Source organism: Bradyrhizobium sp. 190, assembly GCF_023073415.1.
Taxonomy (GTDB): domain Bacteria; phylum Pseudomonadota; class Alphaproteobacteria; order Rhizobiales; family Xanthobacteraceae; genus Bradyrhizobium.
Genome location: NZ_JADPJL010000008.1, coordinates 1,005,978 through 1,024,739 on the forward strand (window position 1 = coordinate 1,005,978; position 18,762 = coordinate 1,024,739).

Sequence of the window (18,762 nt, forward strand, 5' to 3'; positions counted from 1 at the left end):
TTGTGGTTGCCTCATGAAAAGTATCGCGAAGTTATTTCGGATCGATGCCGAGAATCACGAATTGATGGGAGCGCAGCTCGCGGCGTTTTCGCGGCAGGTCCCGCTGCTCTATTTTATCCTGAGCGTGAATTCGATCGCGTTGGCGTTTACCCATCTGGGCATCGCGCCTCCAAGCCTGACCGTTGCGTTTCCCGGCTTTCTGGTCGGGGCTAGCGCGATCCGTTGCATAATCTGGCTGCGACGCCGCGACGGCGTGGTCGAGCCGAAGGCTGCTGCCCGCACCCTGCGGGCGACGGTGTTGTTGGGCGGCGCACTGGGCTTTGCGTTCCTGGCGTGGGCGCTCAGTCTGTTTCCGTATGGCGACACCTCCCGCCACGGCCATATCCTGTTCTTCGTCGGCATCACCGTCGTCAGCTGCATCTTCTGCCTGATGCATGTGCGCCCGGCGGCGCTGGTCCTGACCGGCACGGTGATCGCACCGTTCGTGGTGTTTCTGCTTGCGAGCGGCGACGTGGTTCATATCGCCATCGGATTGAACCTGTTCCTGGTAACGGTCGCGATGATCTACATCCTGATCATCTGTTCCGGGCAGTTCGCCGCCATGGTCAATGGTCAAGTGGAGACCAAGCGTCTCAGCAACGAGAACTTCCGTCTCGCCAATGTCGACAGCCTCACCGAGCTGCCCAACCGGCGTCAGTTCTTTCACCGGCTGTCGGACCTCGCAGAACAGGCGAGCACGGCGAACCACAGATTCGTCGTCGGCGTGCTCGATCTCGACGGCTTCAAGGCGGTCAACGATCTCTACGGACACGGGGTCGGTGATCGAGTGCTGAAGGAAACCGGTCAGCGCCTCCTGGAGCTTTCCGATGACACGCAATTCATCGCGCGTCTCGGCGGAGACGAGTTCGGAATCATCGTCGATGCGGATCTCGAACCAGAGGCTGTTCTCGCGGTCGGCTCAAAAGTCTGCTCCGTCTTCGACGCGCCGTTTTCCGTTGCCGGGATCGTCGCCAAGATCGGCGGCTCGGTGGGATTTGCACTTGCTCCGGATGCCGGCACGACGGCGGAACTGCTCTACGAGCGCGCCGACTACGCTCTCTACCACGCCAAGGCAAGATACCGTGGCCAGCCGGTGATCTTCTCCAGGGAGCACGAAGTCGAAATCCGCAAGCTCAGCACCATTGAACACACGTTGCGGAGGATTGATCTCGAGGCAGAACTGTCGTTGCACTATCAGCCGATCGTCAATGTCGGGACGGCGCGGCTGGTCGGCTTCGAAGCGCTCGCGCGATGGCATAATCCCGAGCTCGGTGATGTCGCTCCCGACGTCTTCATCTCGGTCGCGGAGCGCACCGAACTGATCGGGACGATCACGCAGGTCCTGTTGCGCAAGGCGCTCGCCGCCGCCAGTTCCTGGCCGGAGGATATCTTCCTGTCCTTCAATCTGTCGATGCGCGACCTGATCTCGCCAGTCACCATCCTGCAGACCGTGGCCCTCATCGAAAGCAGCGGCGTCGATCCTCGCCGCATCATCATCGAGGTCACCGAGACGGCGCTGATGCAGGATTATGAGCAGGTTCAGGCGTCGCTCAGAATCCTGCGATCGATGGGATTGAAAGTGGCGCTTGATGATTTCGGGTCGGGGCAGTCCAGCCTGAGCTACGTCCATCAATTGTCGCTGGACAAGATCAAGATCGACCGGGGCTTCATTCGCAATATCGCGACGCAGGAGAACGCCCGCAATATCGTCAAGACGGTGATCGATCTGTGCCGCAACCTGAAATTCGACTGCGTGGTCGAAGGGGTGGAAACTGCAGAGCAGGTCGAGATCATCGACCGTCTCGGTTGCTCGACGATGCAGGGATATTTCTTTGCGAAGCCGATGCCACAGAGCGAGGTCGAGACCTTCATCGCCAACTATCGCGTATCGGATCATCCGCGAATGGCCGCGGCCGGGTGAGGGTCGATCAACGCCTGATGTCGCAGCACCGTTGCCGTTCAGTGCAACGGGCTAGCACTGCAACATGATGGCGACAACCTGTCATCGATCGCGCGGCCGTCGCAATGTCACCACGCCGTCACCCTTAATGTCGCCAAATTGACGGAACACTTATTCGTTGCCGGCACGGTGTGCCCGGCCTCGCCTCGAACTGCTCAACGCTTGAACTGCTTAACGTCCGAAAACGCCGACCGGTTGTCGGCGCGCGATGCTTTGCGGCTAGATCGGGGAGACGCGGGGGAAGTCCAGTGCTTGCCGGCGATCTAAATTATTCAGTTGTTACAGAGGAATGAAAGTTATGCGTCAAGCAACATTGAAGGCCGCGGCAGGTTCGAGCGCGAACCACCGACAGGTGCTGTCACTCGCGGCGGGCATCGCCTTGCTCGCGGGCGTTACCACGGCTCACGCGCAGAGCACGGGTATCGCCGCCTGTGACGACTTCCTGACCAAATACGACGCCTGCGTCGTCTCCAAGGTCCCCGAGGCACAGCGCGCGATGTACAAGACGCAGATCGACCAGACGCGCAAGGCATGGGTCGACATGGCCAAGAATCCGTCGGCGAAGGCGACCATGGAATCGACCTGCAAGCAGACCCTCGATGCGACGAAGGCCTCGCTCACGGCGTATGGCTGCTCATTCTGATCGCGTAGGCCGCTGAAAAGGAATGGCGCCGAGTGGGTGCCATTCCTTGCCGGCGAGCGGGGCGCGACGGGGGAGCGGCCGACGATGCCGGCGAGGCGCTCTTCCGGAACTTTGGCCGAAACGACGTGTGCACCGCCGGCGCGCGATTCCCGATCAAGCGGCGCGTCTTCAAGGCGCGGTCTGCAAGCTTCTCTTTATGTCGATTAACCAGTTGTTAACCATAACGCCCCAGATTGCCCCTCTATAGAAAGTCGCCGAGGGCTTTAGTCCGAAGGCGCGATTGATCGTTCATCTTGGGGGCGAGCAGGTGCTCGCGGGGCTCCAAGGAGCAACGTCATGTCGTCACCTGGCGTAAAACACCAAGCCAGTCTGCTTTCCGAATTCATCGCAGCGATTTTCGGCGCACTTGGTTTGGGTGTTCCGATTGCGGTTGCGATTATCTGGATTTGTTCCTGATCGGTGTGCCCGCTTGTTTTTTTGACGGCGCTCGGCTGTGAGGGGCGTGGCGGGCTGCGGCCGATGAAGATCGGCGCTGTTCGTTCGCGGTGCTCCCATGCTGCCGTAGCACTGCGTGTGGCAGGCTACCGCATCTCAGATCGCGGACGCGATCATTCCGACCCTCATATCCTTGGCGATATATACGCATGCGTCGTCGGCAAACACGCTGCCGTCAGCAATGCCAACAGCCAGCTTGCCGCGCCTTACCTGGCGCATGCTGACCTCGTAGCGCACGCGCTTGATGTCTGGCTTTATGTCTCCTCGGAACTTGACCTCGCCGACGCCGACGGCGCGGCCCTTGCCCGGTGAGCCCGACCAGCCAAGCCAATAGCCGATGATCTGCCACATGGCGTCCAGACCCAGACATCCCGGCATCACGGGATCGCCGAGAAAGTGACAGTCGAAAAACCAGAGGCCTGGTGCGATATCCAGTTCAGCGATGACGTGACCTTTGCCGAATTCGCCACCGTCCAGGCTGATCTCGGTGATGCGGTCTATCATCAGCATGGGCGGCGCCGGCAGTTGGGCATTACCCGGGCCGAAATAGCCGCCGTCGCTCGATTTGAGCAGATCTTGCTTTGTGTAGGACGATTGCGGCGCGTGAAAGTCGCGAGGGTTGGACAAGACAAACTCCTTCGGTGTTTGGCGGGCGGTTGCTGAGCGTCAGGCGACTTTGTCGCGATCGCTTTTTTCGATGCCGGAGCCAGCAGTCAGGCGCAGGGCTCCGGCCATGAAGGCCCAAATTTCATCCGTGAGTTTCTCCGGATCGGGTCGTTGTTCGCTCATTAGGACTGCGATCAGCGCCTGGCGGATTCCGCCGATCATCAGCGCAATGGTGAGATCTGGATCGATGTGATCGGGAACGAAGCCGAGATTCAAGTCAAAAGTTTGCTGGAGAACCGTGACGTGTCCCGTTGATGCCGACGCTTTGGAGCCCGAGGGACCTAACTTGACGCAACGTTTTGTGAGGGCTTTGCCGGAAGCAAAACCAGAGCGGCGACCATCGCGACCATCGCGGCGAATGCCGCCAGGGTGAATGGTGTTGCAAACGCCGCTGCCGCATCGGTCGTCCCTCCTAACGCGGCAATGCTGATGGCAAAGCCGGCTTGACGCACGATCATTGTCACAGCCGAGGCCATACCGGCCTGCGTGGGCGGCGCGAGCGCCAAAACGACGTTTCCCCATCTGCGGATTCGCCAGCGCGGCTCCGACGCCAATTGTCAGCATTCCGGCAATCGTTGCTGCAAGGCGTATCGCAGGGCTGGCGGAGAGGGCGGCAAACACCAGAAGCAGGTCTCCCATGGCGACGATGCCGAACGCAACGATGAAGAAACGCCGCCATCCCCATCGCGTAACAAAAGCGGCCGCCTAACAGCGGCACCAGCAGCATCGGCAGTGTCGCCGCCAGCAGCGCTACCCCGGCTACTTCGATGCTCACGAGCAGCGCGGCGCTCAAGAACAGGGGCAAATAGACCAGCACGGCCCAGTAACCAAACTGGATGGCGGTCAACAACGCGCCGACCCCGGCCATCGCCGACGTTGCGAACGCTCGGGGATCAAGCACCGGACGCGGACTGCGCCATTGCTGCAAGACAAATACGAGCGCCGCTGCAGCGCTGGCGACGAGGCAGCCGGCTCGTACGACCAATGCAGCGTCGCGTCTCAAGAGTGCATCAATTGCCAGGCCCAGCGATATCGTCAGCAGCGCGACACCCAGAGGGTCGAGTGGACGCCCGTCGGGGTCATTCGTCTCGGCAACGACCCGTGGCACTGCTAAAGCCAGCGCCAGGCAGAACGGGATGTTGGCGTAAAAGATCCAGCGCCAACCGAACCACGAGGCGAGCAAGCCGCCCAAGGTCGGGCCCAGGGCCATGGCAACACCGGAAATCACCCTTATGACGCCGAACGCCTGCGTCCGCTGACCATGCTTCGGAAACGCACCGGCAACGAGTGCAATTGCACCCGTGACCATGAAGGCTGCACCGACGCCCTGCACGACCCGGGCAGTCAGGAGCAGAGGGCCGGTCGTCGCCGCGCCACAGGCGATTGAAGCCGTGAGAAACACGGCGTTGCCGGCCAACATAGCGCGGCGGCGACCGAAGCGATCTGCAAGTGCGCCTGATGCAAGGAGAGCGCCCGTGAACGCAAGGCTGTACGCGTCGATGACCCAGACGGTACCAGCGACGGCAAAGCCGAGGTCCTTGGCGATGCCGGGCGTAGCGACCACGACTGCCGTCACGTCGAACAGCGTCAGGAACGTGCCGAGACCAAGAACGAGGGTGATCAGGTTCGATCGCCCTTGTGCTGCATGGGATGCGCGATTGTGGATGCCGTTCCCCTATGGGGTTGAGGGTAGGCCTAAGATAGACGGACCGCTCGACTTTGGTGGCCGCCTCGGCCGTGGATGTCTTCCATGCCGATAGCTTCGTATGCGCCAGTCCTACTGACAGCGTGGTGTCAGCAGGATTTGAAGCGACGCTTGGAGTCGTCTGAGTGTCCGGTCGGCGGCGGGCCAAGCGGCTATCGCCGCGACCATCTGCGCCCCAGCGTGTCGAAATGGACGCCAACGAGCATCGCATCATGGGATAGCGTGCTGCTGCGCACGCTGGTCGCCGCCTCAAGCGCAGAAGCGGCGGATTTGGAGTACCCAGTTCAGTTCTGTACCGAAGTGGCGCGCTCGGAGAGATTCGAACTATTACACTAACGTATTCACGTACGCGCGCCGGCTCAGCGGGACATAGGCCGAACTCTCCGACTGCCGTAGTGCGGATGCCTTCCGCCGCTATGACGCCAATAGCGATGCTTGCGCGGGGTCGTATTCATATTCGGTGTTGCACTCTTTGGCGTAGACGCCCTTTGGTCATTCGACTGGGCCACCGACAGATTTTGAGGCACTGCAACGGCAACGGCCGTCAATGCGCCGATGATCAGGGCGCTACATAAAAGTGGTATACTCATGCTTGCCTCCGCGTGTTGCTCCAGATCCGAATGCCGATGTTATCCGTCCACTCATCGACTCGTTGGCCTCGCGAAATCGTTCTTACCGCGAGCGCGTCGACGCCGGCCCCAGCTATCGCGACTGCCCCGGCACAACGTCACGACAATTCCATTGATGCTGCGGCAATCTTCCAAAGTAGCGATAACCTCCGCCGTCAAAATGACCCGAACACCGTGCCCAGGACAAGGACAGCGGCAAGTGCAATGATGCAGGTGACGATCACGGTCATCACCATATCGAAGTAGCTCTCGCGGTGGGTCAGCCCGCTGATCTGAAACAGCAACAGGACTGTGCCATTGTGTGGCAGCGCATCGAGCGTGCCAGCGCCAATCGTGGTCACGCGATGCATCAGCTCGGGATTGATGCCGTGCTCGGCGGCGAGCCGCAAGAAGGTGTCGCCGAGTATATTGAGCACGATTGCCATTCCCCCGGAGGCGGTACCGGTAAGCGCAGCGAGCGCGTTCACGGCGATCGTGAGAGAGATAAGGGGGCCTCCGCCAACCGCGAGTAGCGCGTCACGTACGTCCGCGAACGCGGGCAGCGCGGCAATGACAGCACCAAAGCCGACGAGACTGGCAATCATCAGGATTGGCATGACGGAGGAAGCGGCGCCAGCATCCAAACTTTCCCGCAACGCCGGGAAACGCTTGAAGTTGAGGACAATGACGGTCAGGGTCGCAGTCGCGAGCGCAATAACAACCGACCAGACGCCGGCCACCGCTCCGATCGTGGTCTCGCCCCACACCTCTTTGGCCAAGAACGAAAAATCCAGCCGTGGGAGGACGACTAGCGACAGTAGGAAGTTAGTACAGATGACTACAACCAGCGGCAATGCGGCAATCACAAAGGGGGGAAGGCTAGTACTGTGCTTGCCATGCTGAAATTCAGCTGGATCAAAATCGCCGGCAGCTGACGCCTGCATACGAACGGTCTCGTCGATGGCGGGAGACACCTCCGAATTGCGATCATAGCCCTCGCCGGCCCTGCGCGCGGCGGCTTCTGCACGGCGGAGCCACCACATGCCGATAACAAAAATGATGATCGAAGCGATGATACCCAGACCCGGCGCCGCGAAGGTGGTTGTGCCGAAGTATGGCATCGGAATGGCATTGTTGACAGACGGCGTTCCTGGCATTGCTGACATCGTGAACGTGAACGCCCCGAGACCGATGGTAGCCGGCATCAAGCGGCGCGGGATGTTCGCAGCCTGGAACATCTCTTTCGCCATGGGAACCAACACGAAAAAGGCAACAAAGACGCTCACGCCGCCGTAGGTAACCGCTGCCGAAGCCAGCACCACTGAGAGTATCGTGCGGTGTGTTCCCAACCGTTCAGTCAGAAAACGCGCGATAGAGGTGATCGAACCGCTGTCGTCCATCAGCTTGCCGAACAACCCGCCAAGCAGGAACATCGGAAACCACTGCGTAACGAATCGGCCAGCACCGGGCATAAAGGTCTGCGTCCAATGAGCGAGAAGCGGCTCACCCGAAATCGCAGCGGCCAGCATGGCAGCCACTGGCGCCACCATGAGTACACTCCACCCTCGATAGGCAAGCCACATCAACAGAGCGAGTCCGAGCAGTATCCCGACGAGTCCCATGGTTCAGTCCTCCACCAGCAACAGCTTGAACTCCTCGTGACGGCGTCCGAGTTCGTCCGAGAGTACCAAGAGACTTAGGTCAGACATGTGGGCTTCCAAGAAAGCAAAGACCTAGCTTGTACGCGCTGTCGCGGCATCGTCAGTTGCAGCAGACGCTGGCTCGAAACACTGGCGTGGAAGAAGGAAGATCCATGTGACGAGCACAAAAGGCGCGGTAAGCGCAGGGATGGCGAGGGGCGTCAAGGCAACGTTTAGCGCCGCTTGTACGATGACTGTAAAAAGCGTGCCCAGCATGGCGTAGATCGCGACCCGCCAGCTCGGTCGGTAGAACACGGCGCCTAGCGCGATCGCCGTCAGAACTGGGCTGAAACCGAGAAGACCGCCAGTGATCAGCTCGCTTTCGGCCCCGAAAAGATGGGCCGTCAGAACCGCCAGTATCGCACCGGCGAGAGCGAATGCGGCGGCAGCCAATGAGTTCACAGCCAGGCCAGCGAGAAACAGAAGGGCGGCCACACCGTTCGCCTTCAAGAACACCTGTGAGATGCTTTGAAGCACACCCTGGAGGAGGTCGATCAGCTTGAGTGGGCTGGCTTCGTAGCGTTGAAACGCAACGACAACGTCTCCAGCCGGTAGTGCAGCTCCTACGAGGCCGGAGAATCCATATGTTGCCAGCAGAAGGAGCCACGTCGTAAGCACGAACGGAAACGTGAGGCTGGACACGCCCCAGGGCTTGAGGGCGTTTACAGTCCCAAGCATCGTGATGACCGAAACTGACGCCCCCAACACCACATAGACCCACATGAGGGCATTCGGAGCTAGAAATGTCGCTAACGCAAGTCCGACAAGAACGCCGTTGTAGCCATAGAGCCCGGCATGGAGCGACTCGCGGTCAGCGTTAAGCCATTGAGCCGTCAAGTTTGCCACGACGACAGCGAGGACGCCGGCAATTGCCACTCGGGGGACGCCCGCCGCGTATGAACCCCAGGCGATCGCGGCCAGAAAGAGAAGCCCGGTTAGTGGGTTGTTCTGAAACATAACTTGCCCGATGCTGCGCAAATTGATGTCCAGGAACCGCGCTATACCTGACGACGCGGAGAGGCTTTCCCACTTTGCCAATACCTTTTCCACTAAAGCCTCCTCGAACGTGTCGACGTCAGCCGTTGGAGATCACCTGTTGGCACCGCCGATCCGCTAGCGCCATAGATAGGGCGGAGGTAGCGCGGCGCCGATGATCTCCTGACGTACCACGCTCCAGAACTCGCGCACCTTGGCTTTCACTTGCGCGGTTTCGCGGCCCAACACCTTGAAGATCAGGCCGGCATCATTGGGCAAACGACAAGCGCCGAACGCAACACCCTCAGCAAGGTTGATATCGGCCCCCGCACGCTCGTGGATACGGTCTGCCTTGTCCTTGGGCGCGCACAGGATCACGTTGGCAAACACATCAAAGGAGTCCATCACGCCGGTCTGCCGCATCAAATATCGCCGCGGCTCGATGACCAGCTTCTCTGCGAACAATGAACGGCCATCGGGTCGCGCCGCTGCCGTTGATATCGACAACACGGTTGCTCCGAAGCACTCGTCCGGATGATGGTGCTTTCGGCCCGGTTGAATAATTTCCGAAAGGAGCAATGTGGCCGACGGCGCGACGGAGATTTGTGTGTCGCTGATAAACCGTGCGTGCCGGTGCGGGATCACGGGATCGGGAAGAAACTCCAGGTATGCGTCATCGGCCAGCACAATAGTCTGGCTTTGCGCCGCATAATTGGCGTCCATCGCATGGATCTTGGTTGCCGATTGGGAGGTGATGTGAGCTTGCGCGCGTGGACGAAGGGTGATGTCCAGAGCGAGCCTGTCACCCTGCAGCAGGCAGCCCGTGGTGGTGATCAAGAACACGTAGGCCAAACCTGGCATTTGCTCGTCGCAATGCAACGCGCGCTGCACCATGTAGGGAACGCGGCGTTCCAGGTTTGCCAGGATCGTTTTACCAGAGCGGTGCTCGAAGCCCAGACGGAGGAAACCCGTCTTGCCCACAGTGCCGCTGCTCATCTGCGGTGGTTCATCCTGGAACGAGGCGAATTCCGGCATCGATGCGCCGAGCGCTTCAGCGCGTGCCCAGGGAGGGAAGGCCGCCGGTATCATGCTGAACGCCGTGCGCGCGGATTGATATCGAACAGAAACTCGCGCTCGATCAGCGCGACCAATTCCGGAATGCCTTCCCCCGTCTTGCAGTTTGTGAACAGGAACGGCTTGCTGCCGCGCATCATCTGTGAGTCCTGCTTCATCACCTCAAGGCTAGCGCCGACATGGGGGGCAAGATCTGTTTTGTTGATCACCAGGATGTCGGAATACGTGATCCCCGGACCGTTCTTGCGAGGGATTTTATCGCCCGCGGCGACGTCGATTACATAAATGAAGTAGTCCACCAGCGCCGGCGAAAAGGTTAGCGTCAGATTATCGCCTCCGCTTTCGATCAGCACGACGTCGGTATCCGGAAAGCGCCGTTCCATGTCCTCGACCGCAGCGAGGTTCATGCTGGGGTCTTCGCGCACTGCAGTATGAGGACAGGCACCTGTCTCCACTCCGAGAATGCGTTCCTGGAGCAGAACACCCTTGAGGGTACGCTGAACGTGCTTGGCGTCTTCGGTCGTCACCACGTCATTGGTGATGATAAGCACCTTGATGCCGAGGTCGAGGAAGCGCGGTGTAATGGCTTCTACGATCGCGGTCTTGCCTGACCCGACCGGGCCGCCGATGCCGATGCGCGTGATATTCTTCGACATCCGAAGCTCCCTTTAATATCAGCTCATGAACAGGCGCACATGCGCTCTGGTATGGATAGCGGCCAGAATGTCCGTCAACGGCGCAAAACCTGCCATGTCCGACAGCCGCGCCGCCGCGGCGGTTTCGTACATCCCTGCCGTTTGTCCGGTAAGCTCGTAGAGAATCTTCTGCGTCTCGATGTGGCTGACTTTCATCAACCGTAAGGCCGCACCGAGAATGGTTGTCGCAACGCCGTACTGGTGCACGACAAACGCCTGGCTGGCAGGCAGATCCTGTACGGCAAAATTGATAGCCAGGGCTATCGGGTAGCAACCGGGGGTAACAGACTTTTCAATGCATTCACGCCAGGTGCGAAGCAGCGGCGCGCCCACCACCTCCACACCCATCTCCGTGAATTTCTTGCCTATGCGAACCGACATTGTCCGCGCTTCGTCAGAAAGCTTGCGTGCGTATGCCTGCGCATCGATCCGGGCGAGGGCCTCGACGTCGCCGGCGGTTGCCGCGCGATGCGCGGCGATCAGCGCGATGCAGTCGCCGCGCGCCGCCTGCTCTAACGCGGTGCGTGCGAACGCTCGAAGCGTTGCCGCGTTGGTGACGACACCTGCCTGAATAGCGGATTCCAGGCCGGAAGAAAACGCGAACGCGCCAATGGGAAACATCGAGTCACCAAACTGCAGCATCCGCGAGAGAAATGCGGTACTGCTCGACGCATCGACGCCATCATTCTCGATGATCATGGGCAGAGCCGGCCGTTTCCGGTGATGTTTGTCCCTGAGCGGCGGCTCCCGGATGGGCGTGGACGTGCGTCGGTGGATGTCCGTACACGCGGCCTGTCTCGGTCTCGACACCGGCATAGCTCTCATGCGCGTGCGAATGTACCGGCCCCTCCGCGCCACCGAAAAGCCGACGTGATTCATGCGGAGCGAGATAGGGAATAACGTCCCGGCCAAGTACGAACTCGTAGCGGATTCCCTCAAAACGGTGCGTATTCACGACGGACGCCATCACCTTGCGATCGACGGTGAGCGGGACATAGACGACTGCGTCCTTGACCAACGCTGGCCAATGCTGATTGCCCATCGCGTGTCCCAGTTCAACGCATGTGCGCATTGCCACTTTGGGAGCTAGGCTCATTAGCTCGTCCAGATGCACGATCATCACGTCACGCAGCTCGATTCGCGCGACAAGTGCAGAGCGCGCCTGGGCATCCCAGAGCAGCACGTCTCCATCGCGGATATGAGTGCCGCGGTCGATCGAGACAGCGATCTCCACACCCTTTGCAGTCGTCTTGCGGAAGCGGCTCTTCTGCGCCTCCCACTGGTCGATCTCCAGCAAGTCGGTGTCCGCGGCAGACAAGCGCTCGGTCCATTCGCGATCGCCGATATTGCCCAGAACGGTCTCGATGAGAATCATGGCAGGCGCCTCAACTGAAGAAATATTTCTGGTTTAGCGAGACCGTCGTCAGGGGCTGCACGGTCGCGTGCGTGCCGTCGACGGTCACGGCGAAAGTTTCCGGATTGACTTCAATTTTCGGGGTCCCGGTATTTCTGACCATGTCGCGCTTGCCGATTTTGCGGACGTTTCGCACCGGCATCACCTGCCGGCGAAGCCCCAGTCGCTCCTTGATCCCGGCAGCATGAGCGACGCCGGAGACGAACGTGATGCAGTTGGCCGCCAGCGCATCACCGTAGGCTCCGAACATTGGCCGATAGTAGGTGGGCTGCGGCGTCGGCAGCGATGCGTTTGGATCACCCATCACTGCCCAGCTTATAAAGCCGTTTTTGATGATGAGCTTGGGCTTGGCGCCGAAGAACGCCGGCTCCCACAGGACGAGGTCGGCTATCTTGCCGACCTCGACCGAGCCCAGCACGTCGGCAATCCCATGCGAGATCGCCGGGTTGATAGTGATCTTCGCGACGTAGCGCAGCACCCGGAAATTGTCGTTGCCGGGTGCGTCCTCCGGCAGCTTGCCGCGCCCGGTCTTCATCGCATCCGCGGTCTGGATGCAACGCAGCCAGCATTCCCCGATGCGTCCCATGGCCTGGGAATCGCTTGAGAACATCGAAATTACGCCGAGGTCCTGAAGGACGTTTTCCGCGGCGATGGTTTCAGCTCGGATGCGGCTCTCAGTGAATGCAACATCCGACGGGATGTCGGGGCTGAGGTGGTGACACACCATGATCATGTCATAGAGCTCCGCCTGCGAATTGATGCCGTAGGGGAGGGTGGGATTGGTCGAAGATGGCAAGACGTTGGGAAGGCCAGCGATCTTGATGATATCAGGTGCGTGGCCGCCGCCGGACCCTTCGGTATGGAACGAATGGACTGTCCGACCCTCAAACGCCTCGATCGAATCATCGACGAAGCCGGATTCGTTCAGCGTGTCGGTATGGATGCACACTTGAGTGTCGGTCTCGTCTGCGACTGTCAGCGCGGACCGAAGCACCGCAGGGGTGGTACCCCAGTCCTCGTGACATTTCACGCCAACCGCGCCCGCCTCGATCTGTTCAACCAGAGCCGCTTTGCCGTGGCCGTGCCCCTTGCCGAGAATGCCGACGTTGAGCGGCCAGTTCTCGAACGCGCGTAGCATCATACTGATGTTTCCGGGACCCGACGTGACCGTCGTCGCGTAGGACCCGTCCGAAGGACCGGTACCGCCACCGATCAATGTCGTTGTGCCGTTTGAGAGCGCCGCCTGCGCCTGCTGCGGAGAAATGAAATGGATGTGTGTGTCGATCCCGGCGGCCGTCAGGATCAGATGTGAGCCCGAGATGGCATCGGTGGCGAGGCCAATCTCCAGACCAGGTGTAACGCGATCCATCGTCTGCGCATTGCCGGCCTTGCCGATCGCACTGATGCGGCCGTCCCTGATCCCCACATCCGCTTTCACCACGCCCAGCACCGCGTCGATTACGGTCACGTTGGTGATCACGAGGTCAGGAGCGCCACCCGCCCGCGTCACCTGATTGTCCATGCCCATGCCCTCACGCATGCTCTTGCCACCGCCGAAGACGAGCTCGTCGCCGTAGCCGCCGCGTAAATCGCGCTCGATTTCGACGAACAAGCCCGTATCGCCCAAGCGGATGCGATCACCTGTCGTCGGACCGAAGAGACCGACATATTCTTTCCGAGACATGGTAGGCATACTGGCCCTCGTTCAAGATTTGCGTTTCGACGCGACTTCACGCCTTATGTCGAGCGGAAGCCTCGCTTCGCCGCCTGCGCCACCGCCTTGGATTTGACCGTGGCGGCGTCCTGGCCTGCGGTGGGACCATCGACGAGATTGTTGAAGCCATAGACGGCGCGTTTGCCGCCGTAGGGAACGAGTTGAACCTCGCGTTCGTCACCGGGCTCGAACCGCGTTGCCGTCGATGACGGAATGTTCAGGCGCAGCCCGAAGGCCGCTGCGCGATCGAATTCCAGCGCACGATTGACTTCGAAAAAATGGAAGTGCGATCCGACCTGTATCGGGCGGTCGCCCGCATTGCGCACCCTAAGCGTTGTCACCGGACGATCAGCATCGAATGTGACCGCCGCTGAACTGCACACGTAGCCGCCGACCGGCACGTCCTCTGTCGCCGGGTCGACATTTGCGGCAACAGCGGGGCCTACTTTTGGTCCAGCCATGTTAGCCTCCTGTCAGGCGCTCACTGGATTGGCGTGTGCACCGTCACCAGGCGGCTGCCGTCGGTGAACACCGCCTCGATCTGCACCATTGGAATAAGATCGGCGACGCCATCCATCACATCAGCCTTGGTTAGGGCGGTACGCGCCTCCTTGGTTACGTCTTCGATTGTTTTCCCGGCACGTGCGCCATCAAGGGCTACCGATGAGATGACGGCGACGGCTTCGGGATAATTGAGCTTGAGGCCCTTGGCTCTTCGCTTCAACGCGACATCTGCCATCATGTAGACGAGCAGCTTGTCGAACTCTCGCGGAGTGAGCTGCATGCAATCCTCCGGGCCCTGCCAGGCTTGCTTTACCTAGGGAAAAGCAGGGGCACGATTGAGCTATGGCTGTCGGTTCCATGGAACGGTCATCAGAACCTCCGTGCAACGACAGCTAGCCGACATTAGGTGGACCACAACTAGACGTGTCAATCAGGGTTCTCCCCAGCCTTCTACCGGAATCGCCCTGATGGACTAGCCGTTGCGGGCGGACGCATCTTCTTGGGCTATCGGCGCGAAAGTGCCTTGGCTTCGATGCCATCTTGAAACATGCGCAATGACCGAAGCCGCCCTGAACGTCGTGTCCTTCCTGTTTCTCGGCTTCTTCCTCGGGATGCGGCATGCGACCGACGCCGACCATGTGGTCGCCATTGCGACGATCGTCAGTCGCGAGCGCAGCGTATGGGGCTCGGCATTGATCGGCGCCGCCTGGGGCGTCGGGCACACCGTCACGGTCATGGCGGTCGGCGCGGCGATCATCGTGTTCGGGGTCGTCATTCCGCCGCGGCTCGGCATGTCGATGGAGTTTGCCGTCGGCATCATGCTCGTCCTGCTCGGCGTTCTCACCTTGACAGGCATGGCCCGCGCGGGCGGCGCGGCCCATGCGCATGCGGGCGCTCCCGGCGTACATGAGCTCGACGTCCACGATCACGTCCATGCGCACGGCGACTACTTGCACCGGCACCCGCACGGTCACGGCCCCGGCGCGCACGGGCACGCCGAAGAGCAGACGCCGCTGGCGCGGCTCGATCGCAGTGGGCTCGGCCGGATCGCGCTCTATGACTGGCTACGACCCTTCGTGGTCGGCCTCGTGCACGGCCTGGCAGGGTCGGCCGCCGTCGCACTGATGATCCTGTCTATCATCCGCGAACCAATGGCCGCGCTCGGGTATCTACTGCTGTTCGGGCTCGGGACTATCGTCGGAATGATGCTAATCACGCTGATCCTGTCGGCGCCGTTTACGTTCACGGCTGTCAATCTGCCGAAATTCAATTGGCGGCTCCGCGTGGCATCGGGCTTGGTCAGCTTCTCCTTCGGGGCGGTCCTGATCTACGGCATCGGTTTTGCCGAGGGCGGCCTGTTCACCGACGCGCCGATCTGGGAACCTCATTGACCCCCTGCACATCGCTGCCGCATCTGGCACCGACAGAGAATACGGGCGGAAGCATTTGTCTTTCAGGGTAATTCTTTGTCTCAACTAAGGTGATCATCTGATGTCGCGCGGTGCGGCAGTAGTGCAGTTTCGCTGAAACATCGTCGGTGCGGCGTGCGGACACGCGTGCAGGTCTACGACTGCGATCCATTTCTCGTTGGCAAGAACGCCGACCATCGCGCAGTAGCTGAGCGACTGACTAGTCTCAGTTGCATCGCCGGTGCAAGTCGGCGGAGTTGGAACATGTTGGAGGGCGGGATAGCCACAGACGGGCAGATGCCGCAATTGTATTGCTCATGACTGAACTTCATGCGTCGTTAGGTCACAATACCGAGGATCATAGCGCAAGCAAGATCAGCCTTGTTCGCCGCCAGCTGCCATTCCTCGCCATACTCGCGCTGGCAATCGGAGGTGTGGCCTATACCAACATTTCGCAGCGGCCTCTCGTCGGTTACTGGGAGTTTCTGGCCATCGTGATGGGCCTCGTATGCGTCATTACCCAATGGTCGGAGCTCGAGGACAAGCAAGCTCGCTTTCGACTGATGTGGACTCAGGCGCTGCATTGGCTGGCTGTTCTGGTGACGATGAACATCATGCTGTTTTCCGGCGTGCAGCAGGTGCTGCCTACGCTGGCCACCGGTCTCGTCCTTCTCATATTGCTGGCGCTAGGTACGTTCCTCGCCGGTGTTCACCTGCGGTCGCTTCAAATCGGGTTTCTCGGCCTTGCATTGGCGCTGGCGGTTCCGGCGATCTCGTGGGTCAAGCAATCCGCATTGTTTCTGATTCTGGCAGTGGTGTTCCTTGTCGGGCTCGCCATGGCCTTCTGGTCCTATTGGGGCGATACGCATCCCGTGGACTCCGAGCGCACGACGGCCGCATTTCCTGAACAGTCAAAGGCCACGACGGAAGGGAGCCACAATGATTAAGGGCGAGAAATCCAACTGATCGGTAGATCAGGCTTATGGGCTTCGGTGAGAAGCGCCCCGGCGGGTCGTCGGGGATCAGGGAGGAACAAGACCATGTCGGATTACGATCGAAATGTAGCCGCTCCCGGTCTTCCCGCCGACGGCACCATCGCGATAGACGCCGGCCTGCGCGCTTACATGCTGCGCGTGTACAACTACATGGCTGCGGGCGTTGGCCTCACCGGCGTTGTCGCGTTTTTTACCTATCAGTTCACCGGCCCTGAATTACTTCAGAGTCCGCTGATGTGGGTGTTCATACTGGCGCCGCTGGGGCTGGTGTTTTTTATCAGCGCCCGGATCAACAAATTGTCAGTGGAAGCTGCGCGAGCATTGTTCTTCCTCTATGCGGCCCTGGTCGGGATTTCATTGTCGACCATTTTTCACATCTACACGCAGTCCTCGATCACGCGGGTGTTCTTTATCTCGGCAGCAGCCTTCGGTGCGCTCAGCATCTGGGGTTACACCACCCAGCGAAACCTGTCGGGATTCGGAACTTTTCTGTTCATGGGTCTGATCGGCATCATTATCGCGAGCCTGGTCAATCTGTTCCTGAGATCGAGCGGGCTGGACTGGATGATTTCCATCATCGGCGTCGGCGTCTTTGCGGGCCTCACGGCCTACGATACCCAGCGCATCAAGGGTATGTACGATCGCGGCGATGACGCCACTTCGGCGGGCCGCAAGGCCGTGATGGGCGCGCTTTCGCTCTATCTCAACTTCATCAACCTTTTCATGATGCTGCTGCGTCTGATGGGAGGGCGGCGCTAAAGCATGCCGTTTCAGAAGCGCGGAGCGAATGGAGAAGGGGAGGGCAATGGGGATTAATGAAAACAGGGAAGGAGAAATCCTATGTGCGATTCTTGTTTGCAAGCAGATCCCAGCCGTCGGTCGCTGTTGCTGGGGGGCGCTGCACTCGCAACGATTCCTCTCGTCGGGCGTGTCGCTCGAGCTCAGCCCGTGTCGGCGGCCGACACGCCAGATGCAGCGTTGAAACTAGTGACCGAGGGCAATGAGCGCTATGTGGCGAACCAGCCGCGCGAGAGGGATTTCTCTGCTGGACGCGCGAGCCGCGCAGTTGGTCAGGCTCCCTTTGCAGCAATTTTAAGCTGCGCAGATTCTCGGATCGCACCCGAGCTGGCATTTGATCAAGGACCAGGAGATCTGTTTGTCGTTCGCGTTGCAGGAAATTTCGTAACGACCGAGGGTCTCGCGAGTTTGGAGTTTGGCGCTGCAGTGCTTGGCACCAAGTTGATTATGGTGCTCGGCCACAGCAGTTGTGGCGCGGTCAATGCCACCGTAGCGGCACTTCAGAAAGGCAACGATTTGCCCGGGCATATCGCGGATCTGGTGCGGGCCATGAAGCCGGGTATTGAAGAGGAAATGAAGAAAGCCGGGCCGGATCTTGAGCAGCGCGCGGTTGTCGCGAATGTACGCCATAATGTGAAGCGGCTGGAACAGGCAACCCCGATTCTGGCGGAGATGGTGGCCAAGAAGAAGCTTCGCGTGGTCGGTGGAGTATATGATCTTACCACAGGGAAAGTTGCCTTGGTCTAGTCGAATAACGCCGATAAACATTCCACCCTCAATCTGGGTGCTCTCTGGTAACAGGCCTGATGCATGCGCCGCGGCATTCATCGAAGGGTGAGACGCGCTACGCCCAACGCCAAATTAACGCCGATCTGGCCTTCGACCGACAACGGCTGCAACATTATCGTGCGGCGGGATCCGCCGATCAGCACCTTGGCGCCCAGACCCAGGCCTACGGCAACGTTGCCGCTGGCACCTACGTAACTTCCTCTTAGCGTGCCTCGGCCGATCTGGCTGTTTCGTGCAAAGACAGCCCAGAACAATGTTCCCCCTCTTGTCACGCCGATATCGACGCCAAGGCGCCTGATCGTGCCTGTGTAGACGTACTGCTGTCCCGCTGCGCTCGCAACGAAAACACATCGCATATCCTGCCGCGAGCCAAGGACCAGTCCGACCCTCGGACCGGTGTTGCATGTCAGCCCGCCGATTCGAAAAGGCGGCCGGGCTTGCGCGGTTGCCGCGCCGAAAAGAACGGCCAGGAATGCACATGCGATCGCCCGCAGGCGAATTCTGGACATTGCCGCCGCTGCCAACGAACCCGGACGACTGATTGCGGAGATGAATTGGAAAGTGAAACCGCGCGCCCTG

Annotated in this window: 20 protein-coding genes; 6 read left to right on the top strand and 14 right to left on the bottom strand. The window is 60.1% G+C overall.

What is annotated here, in order from left to right; translation table 11 throughout:
- The first annotated feature begins 13 nt into the window (after positions 1-13).
- Entirely contained in the window at positions 14-1,960 is a 1,947-nt protein-coding gene (locus IVB22_RS08640) for a bifunctional diguanylate cyclase/phosphodiesterase (protein ID WP_247516861.1), read from the top strand.
- A 337-nt stretch (positions 1,961-2,297) separates the two neighbouring features.
- The gene (locus IVB22_RS08645) at positions 2,298-2,642 is read left to right on the top strand and encodes a hypothetical protein (RefSeq protein ID WP_247516862.1); all 345 of its coding nucleotides are present in this window, start codon (positions 2,298-2,300) and stop codon (positions 2,640-2,642) included.
- A gap of 591 nt (positions 2,643-3,233) precedes the next feature.
- Here IVB22_RS08645 and fabA read toward each other — a convergent pair.
- From fabA to IVB22_RS08710, 13 genes are all read right to left on the bottom strand, one after another.
- A complete protein-coding gene (gene fabA / locus IVB22_RS08650; protein WP_247516863.1) occupies positions 3,234-3,764 on the bottom strand; it encodes a bifunctional 3-hydroxydecanoyl-ACP dehydratase/trans-2-decenoyl-ACP isomerase in 531 nt (176 codons plus the stop codon).
- 39 nt (positions 3,765-3,803) lie between these two features.
- Complete coding sequence (locus IVB22_RS08655; RefSeq protein ID WP_247516864.1) at positions 3,804-4,019, bottom strand: hypothetical protein; 216 nt, start codon at positions 4,017-4,019, stop codon at positions 3,804-3,806.
- A 65-nt stretch (positions 4,020-4,084) separates the two neighbouring features.
- On the bottom strand, positions 4,085-4,261 hold the full coding sequence (locus IVB22_RS08660; protein WP_247516865.1) for a hypothetical protein: 177 nt from the start codon (positions 4,259-4,261) through the stop codon (positions 4,085-4,087).
- 2 nt (positions 4,262-4,263) lie between these two features.
- A complete protein-coding gene (locus IVB22_RS08665; RefSeq protein WP_247516866.1) occupies positions 4,264-5,379 on the bottom strand; it encodes an MFS transporter in 1,116 nt (371 codons plus the stop codon).
- 913 nt (positions 5,380-6,292) lie between these two features.
- Entirely contained in the window at positions 6,293-7,738 is a 1,446-nt protein-coding gene (locus tag IVB22_RS08670; RefSeq protein WP_247516867.1) for a GntP family permease, read from the bottom strand.
- 111 nt (positions 7,739-7,849) lie between these two features.
- On the bottom strand, positions 7,850-8,866 hold the full coding sequence (yut, locus tag IVB22_RS08675; protein ID WP_247516868.1) for an urea transporter: 1,017 nt from the start codon (positions 8,864-8,866) through the stop codon (positions 7,850-7,852).
- Positions 8,867-8,929: 63 nt separating this feature from the next.
- The gene (locus IVB22_RS08680; protein ID WP_247516869.1) at positions 8,930-9,880 is read right to left on the bottom strand and encodes an urease accessory protein UreD; all 951 of its coding nucleotides are present in this window, start codon (positions 9,878-9,880) and stop codon (positions 8,930-8,932) included.
- Positions 9,877-10,521 carry an urease accessory protein UreG gene (gene ureG / locus IVB22_RS08685; protein ID WP_247516870.1) on the bottom strand — a complete coding sequence of 215 codons (645 nt, stop codon included), beginning with the start codon at positions 10,519-10,521 and terminating at the stop codon, positions 9,877-9,879. The genes IVB22_RS08680 and ureG overlap by 4 nt, the downstream gene beginning before the upstream one ends.
- A gap of 18 nt (positions 10,522-10,539) precedes the next feature.
- Entirely contained in the window at positions 10,540-11,259 is a 720-nt protein-coding gene (locus IVB22_RS08690) for an urease accessory protein UreF (protein WP_247516871.1), read from the bottom strand.
- The gene (ureE, locus tag IVB22_RS08695; RefSeq protein WP_247516872.1) at positions 11,243-11,935 is read right to left on the bottom strand and encodes an urease accessory protein UreE; all 693 of its coding nucleotides are present in this window, start codon (positions 11,933-11,935) and stop codon (positions 11,243-11,245) included. Before ureE ends, IVB22_RS08690 begins: the two co-directional genes overlap by 17 nt.
- 10 nt (positions 11,936-11,945) lie before the next feature.
- Complete coding sequence (locus tag IVB22_RS08700) at positions 11,946-13,667, bottom strand: urease subunit alpha (RefSeq protein WP_247516873.1); 1,722 nt, start codon at positions 13,665-13,667, stop codon at positions 11,946-11,948.
- 44 nt (positions 13,668-13,711) lie between these two features.
- Positions 13,712-14,149: an urease subunit beta gene (locus tag IVB22_RS08705; RefSeq protein WP_247516874.1), complete on the bottom strand. Its 438-nt coding sequence runs from the start codon at positions 14,147-14,149 to the stop codon at positions 13,712-13,714.
- 20 nt (positions 14,150-14,169) lie between these two features.
- A complete protein-coding gene (locus IVB22_RS08710; protein ID WP_247516875.1) occupies positions 14,170-14,472 on the bottom strand; it encodes an urease subunit gamma in 303 nt (100 codons plus the stop codon).
- Positions 14,473-14,746: 274 nt separating this feature from the next.
- Here IVB22_RS08710 and IVB22_RS08715 point away from each other — a divergent pair, with 274 nt between their 5' ends.
- From IVB22_RS08715 to IVB22_RS08730, 4 genes are all read left to right on the top strand, one after another.
- Complete coding sequence (locus IVB22_RS08715; protein ID WP_247516876.1) at positions 14,747-15,583, top strand: hypothetical protein; 837 nt, start codon at positions 14,747-14,749, stop codon at positions 15,581-15,583.
- A gap of 335 nt (positions 15,584-15,918) precedes the next feature.
- Positions 15,919-16,548, top strand: a complete 630-nt coding sequence (locus tag IVB22_RS08720; protein WP_247516877.1) for a hypothetical protein — start codon at positions 15,919-15,921, stop codon at positions 16,546-16,548.
- A 93-nt stretch (positions 16,549-16,641) separates the two neighbouring features.
- Positions 16,642-17,355: a Bax inhibitor-1/YccA family protein gene (locus tag IVB22_RS08725; RefSeq protein WP_247516878.1), complete on the top strand. Its 714-nt coding sequence runs from the start codon at positions 16,642-16,644 to the stop codon at positions 17,353-17,355.
- 81 nt (positions 17,356-17,436) lie between these two features.
- Positions 17,437-18,141: a carbonic anhydrase gene (locus IVB22_RS08730; RefSeq protein ID WP_247516879.1), complete on the top strand. Its 705-nt coding sequence runs from the start codon at positions 17,437-17,439 to the stop codon at positions 18,139-18,141.
- Between the two features lie 77 nt (positions 18,142-18,218).
- On the opposite strand, the gene IVB22_RS08735 is transcribed toward IVB22_RS08730, so the two are convergent.
- Positions 18,219-18,692 carry a DUF992 domain-containing protein gene (locus IVB22_RS08735; RefSeq protein ID WP_247516880.1) on the bottom strand — a complete coding sequence of 158 codons (474 nt, stop codon included), beginning with the start codon at positions 18,690-18,692 and terminating at the stop codon, positions 18,219-18,221.
- Between the last annotated feature and the right edge of the window lie 70 nt (positions 18,693-18,762).

Coding starts and splice junctions, on each gene's coding strand:
- IVB22_RS08640 (WP_247516861.1), top strand. CDS start 14: ATGAAAAGTATCGCGAAGTTATTTCGGATCGATGCCGAGAATCACGAA.
- IVB22_RS08680 (WP_247516869.1), bottom strand. CDS start 9,880: ATGATACCGGCGGCCTTCCCTCCCTGGGCACGCGCTGAAGCGCTCGGC.
- ureE (WP_247516872.1), bottom strand. CDS start 11,935: ATGATTCTCATCGAGACCGTTCTGGGCAATATCGGCGATCGCGAATGG.
- IVB22_RS08705 (WP_247516874.1), bottom strand. CDS start 14,149: ATGGCTGGACCAAAAGTAGGCCCCGCTGTTGCCGCAAATGTCGACCCG.
- IVB22_RS08660 (WP_247516865.1), bottom strand. CDS start 4,261: ATGATCGTGCGTCAAGCCGGCTTTGCCATCAGCATTGCCGCGTTAGGA.
- IVB22_RS08730 (WP_247516879.1), top strand. CDS start 17,437: ATGTGCGATTCTTGTTTGCAAGCAGATCCCAGCCGTCGGTCGCTGTTG.
- IVB22_RS08720 (WP_247516877.1), top strand. CDS start 15,919: ATGACTGAACTTCATGCGTCGTTAGGTCACAATACCGAGGATCATAGC.
- IVB22_RS08725 (WP_247516878.1), top strand. CDS start 16,642: ATGTCGGATTACGATCGAAATGTAGCCGCTCCCGGTCTTCCCGCCGAC.
- IVB22_RS08700 (WP_247516873.1), bottom strand. CDS start 13,667: ATGCCTACCATGTCTCGGAAAGAATATGTCGGTCTCTTCGGTCCGACG.
- IVB22_RS08690 (WP_247516871.1), bottom strand. CDS start 11,259: ATGATCATCGAGAATGATGGCGTCGATGCGTCGAGCAGTACCGCATTT.
- IVB22_RS08670 (WP_247516867.1), bottom strand. CDS start 7,738: ATGGGACTCGTCGGGATACTGCTCGGACTCGCTCTGTTGATGTGGCTT.
- IVB22_RS08715 (WP_247516876.1), top strand. CDS start 14,747: ATGACCGAAGCCGCCCTGAACGTCGTGTCCTTCCTGTTTCTCGGCTTC.
- IVB22_RS08645 (WP_247516862.1), top strand. CDS start 2,298: ATGCGTCAAGCAACATTGAAGGCCGCGGCAGGTTCGAGCGCGAACCAC.
- IVB22_RS08735 (WP_247516880.1), bottom strand. CDS start 18,692: ATGTCCAGAATTCGCCTGCGGGCGATCGCATGTGCATTCCTGGCCGTT.
- IVB22_RS08710 (WP_247516875.1), bottom strand. CDS start 14,472: ATGCAGCTCACTCCGCGAGAGTTCGACAAGCTGCTCGTCTACATGATG.
- ureG (WP_247516870.1), bottom strand. CDS start 10,521: ATGTCGAAGAATATCACGCGCATCGGCATCGGCGGCCCGGTCGGGTCA.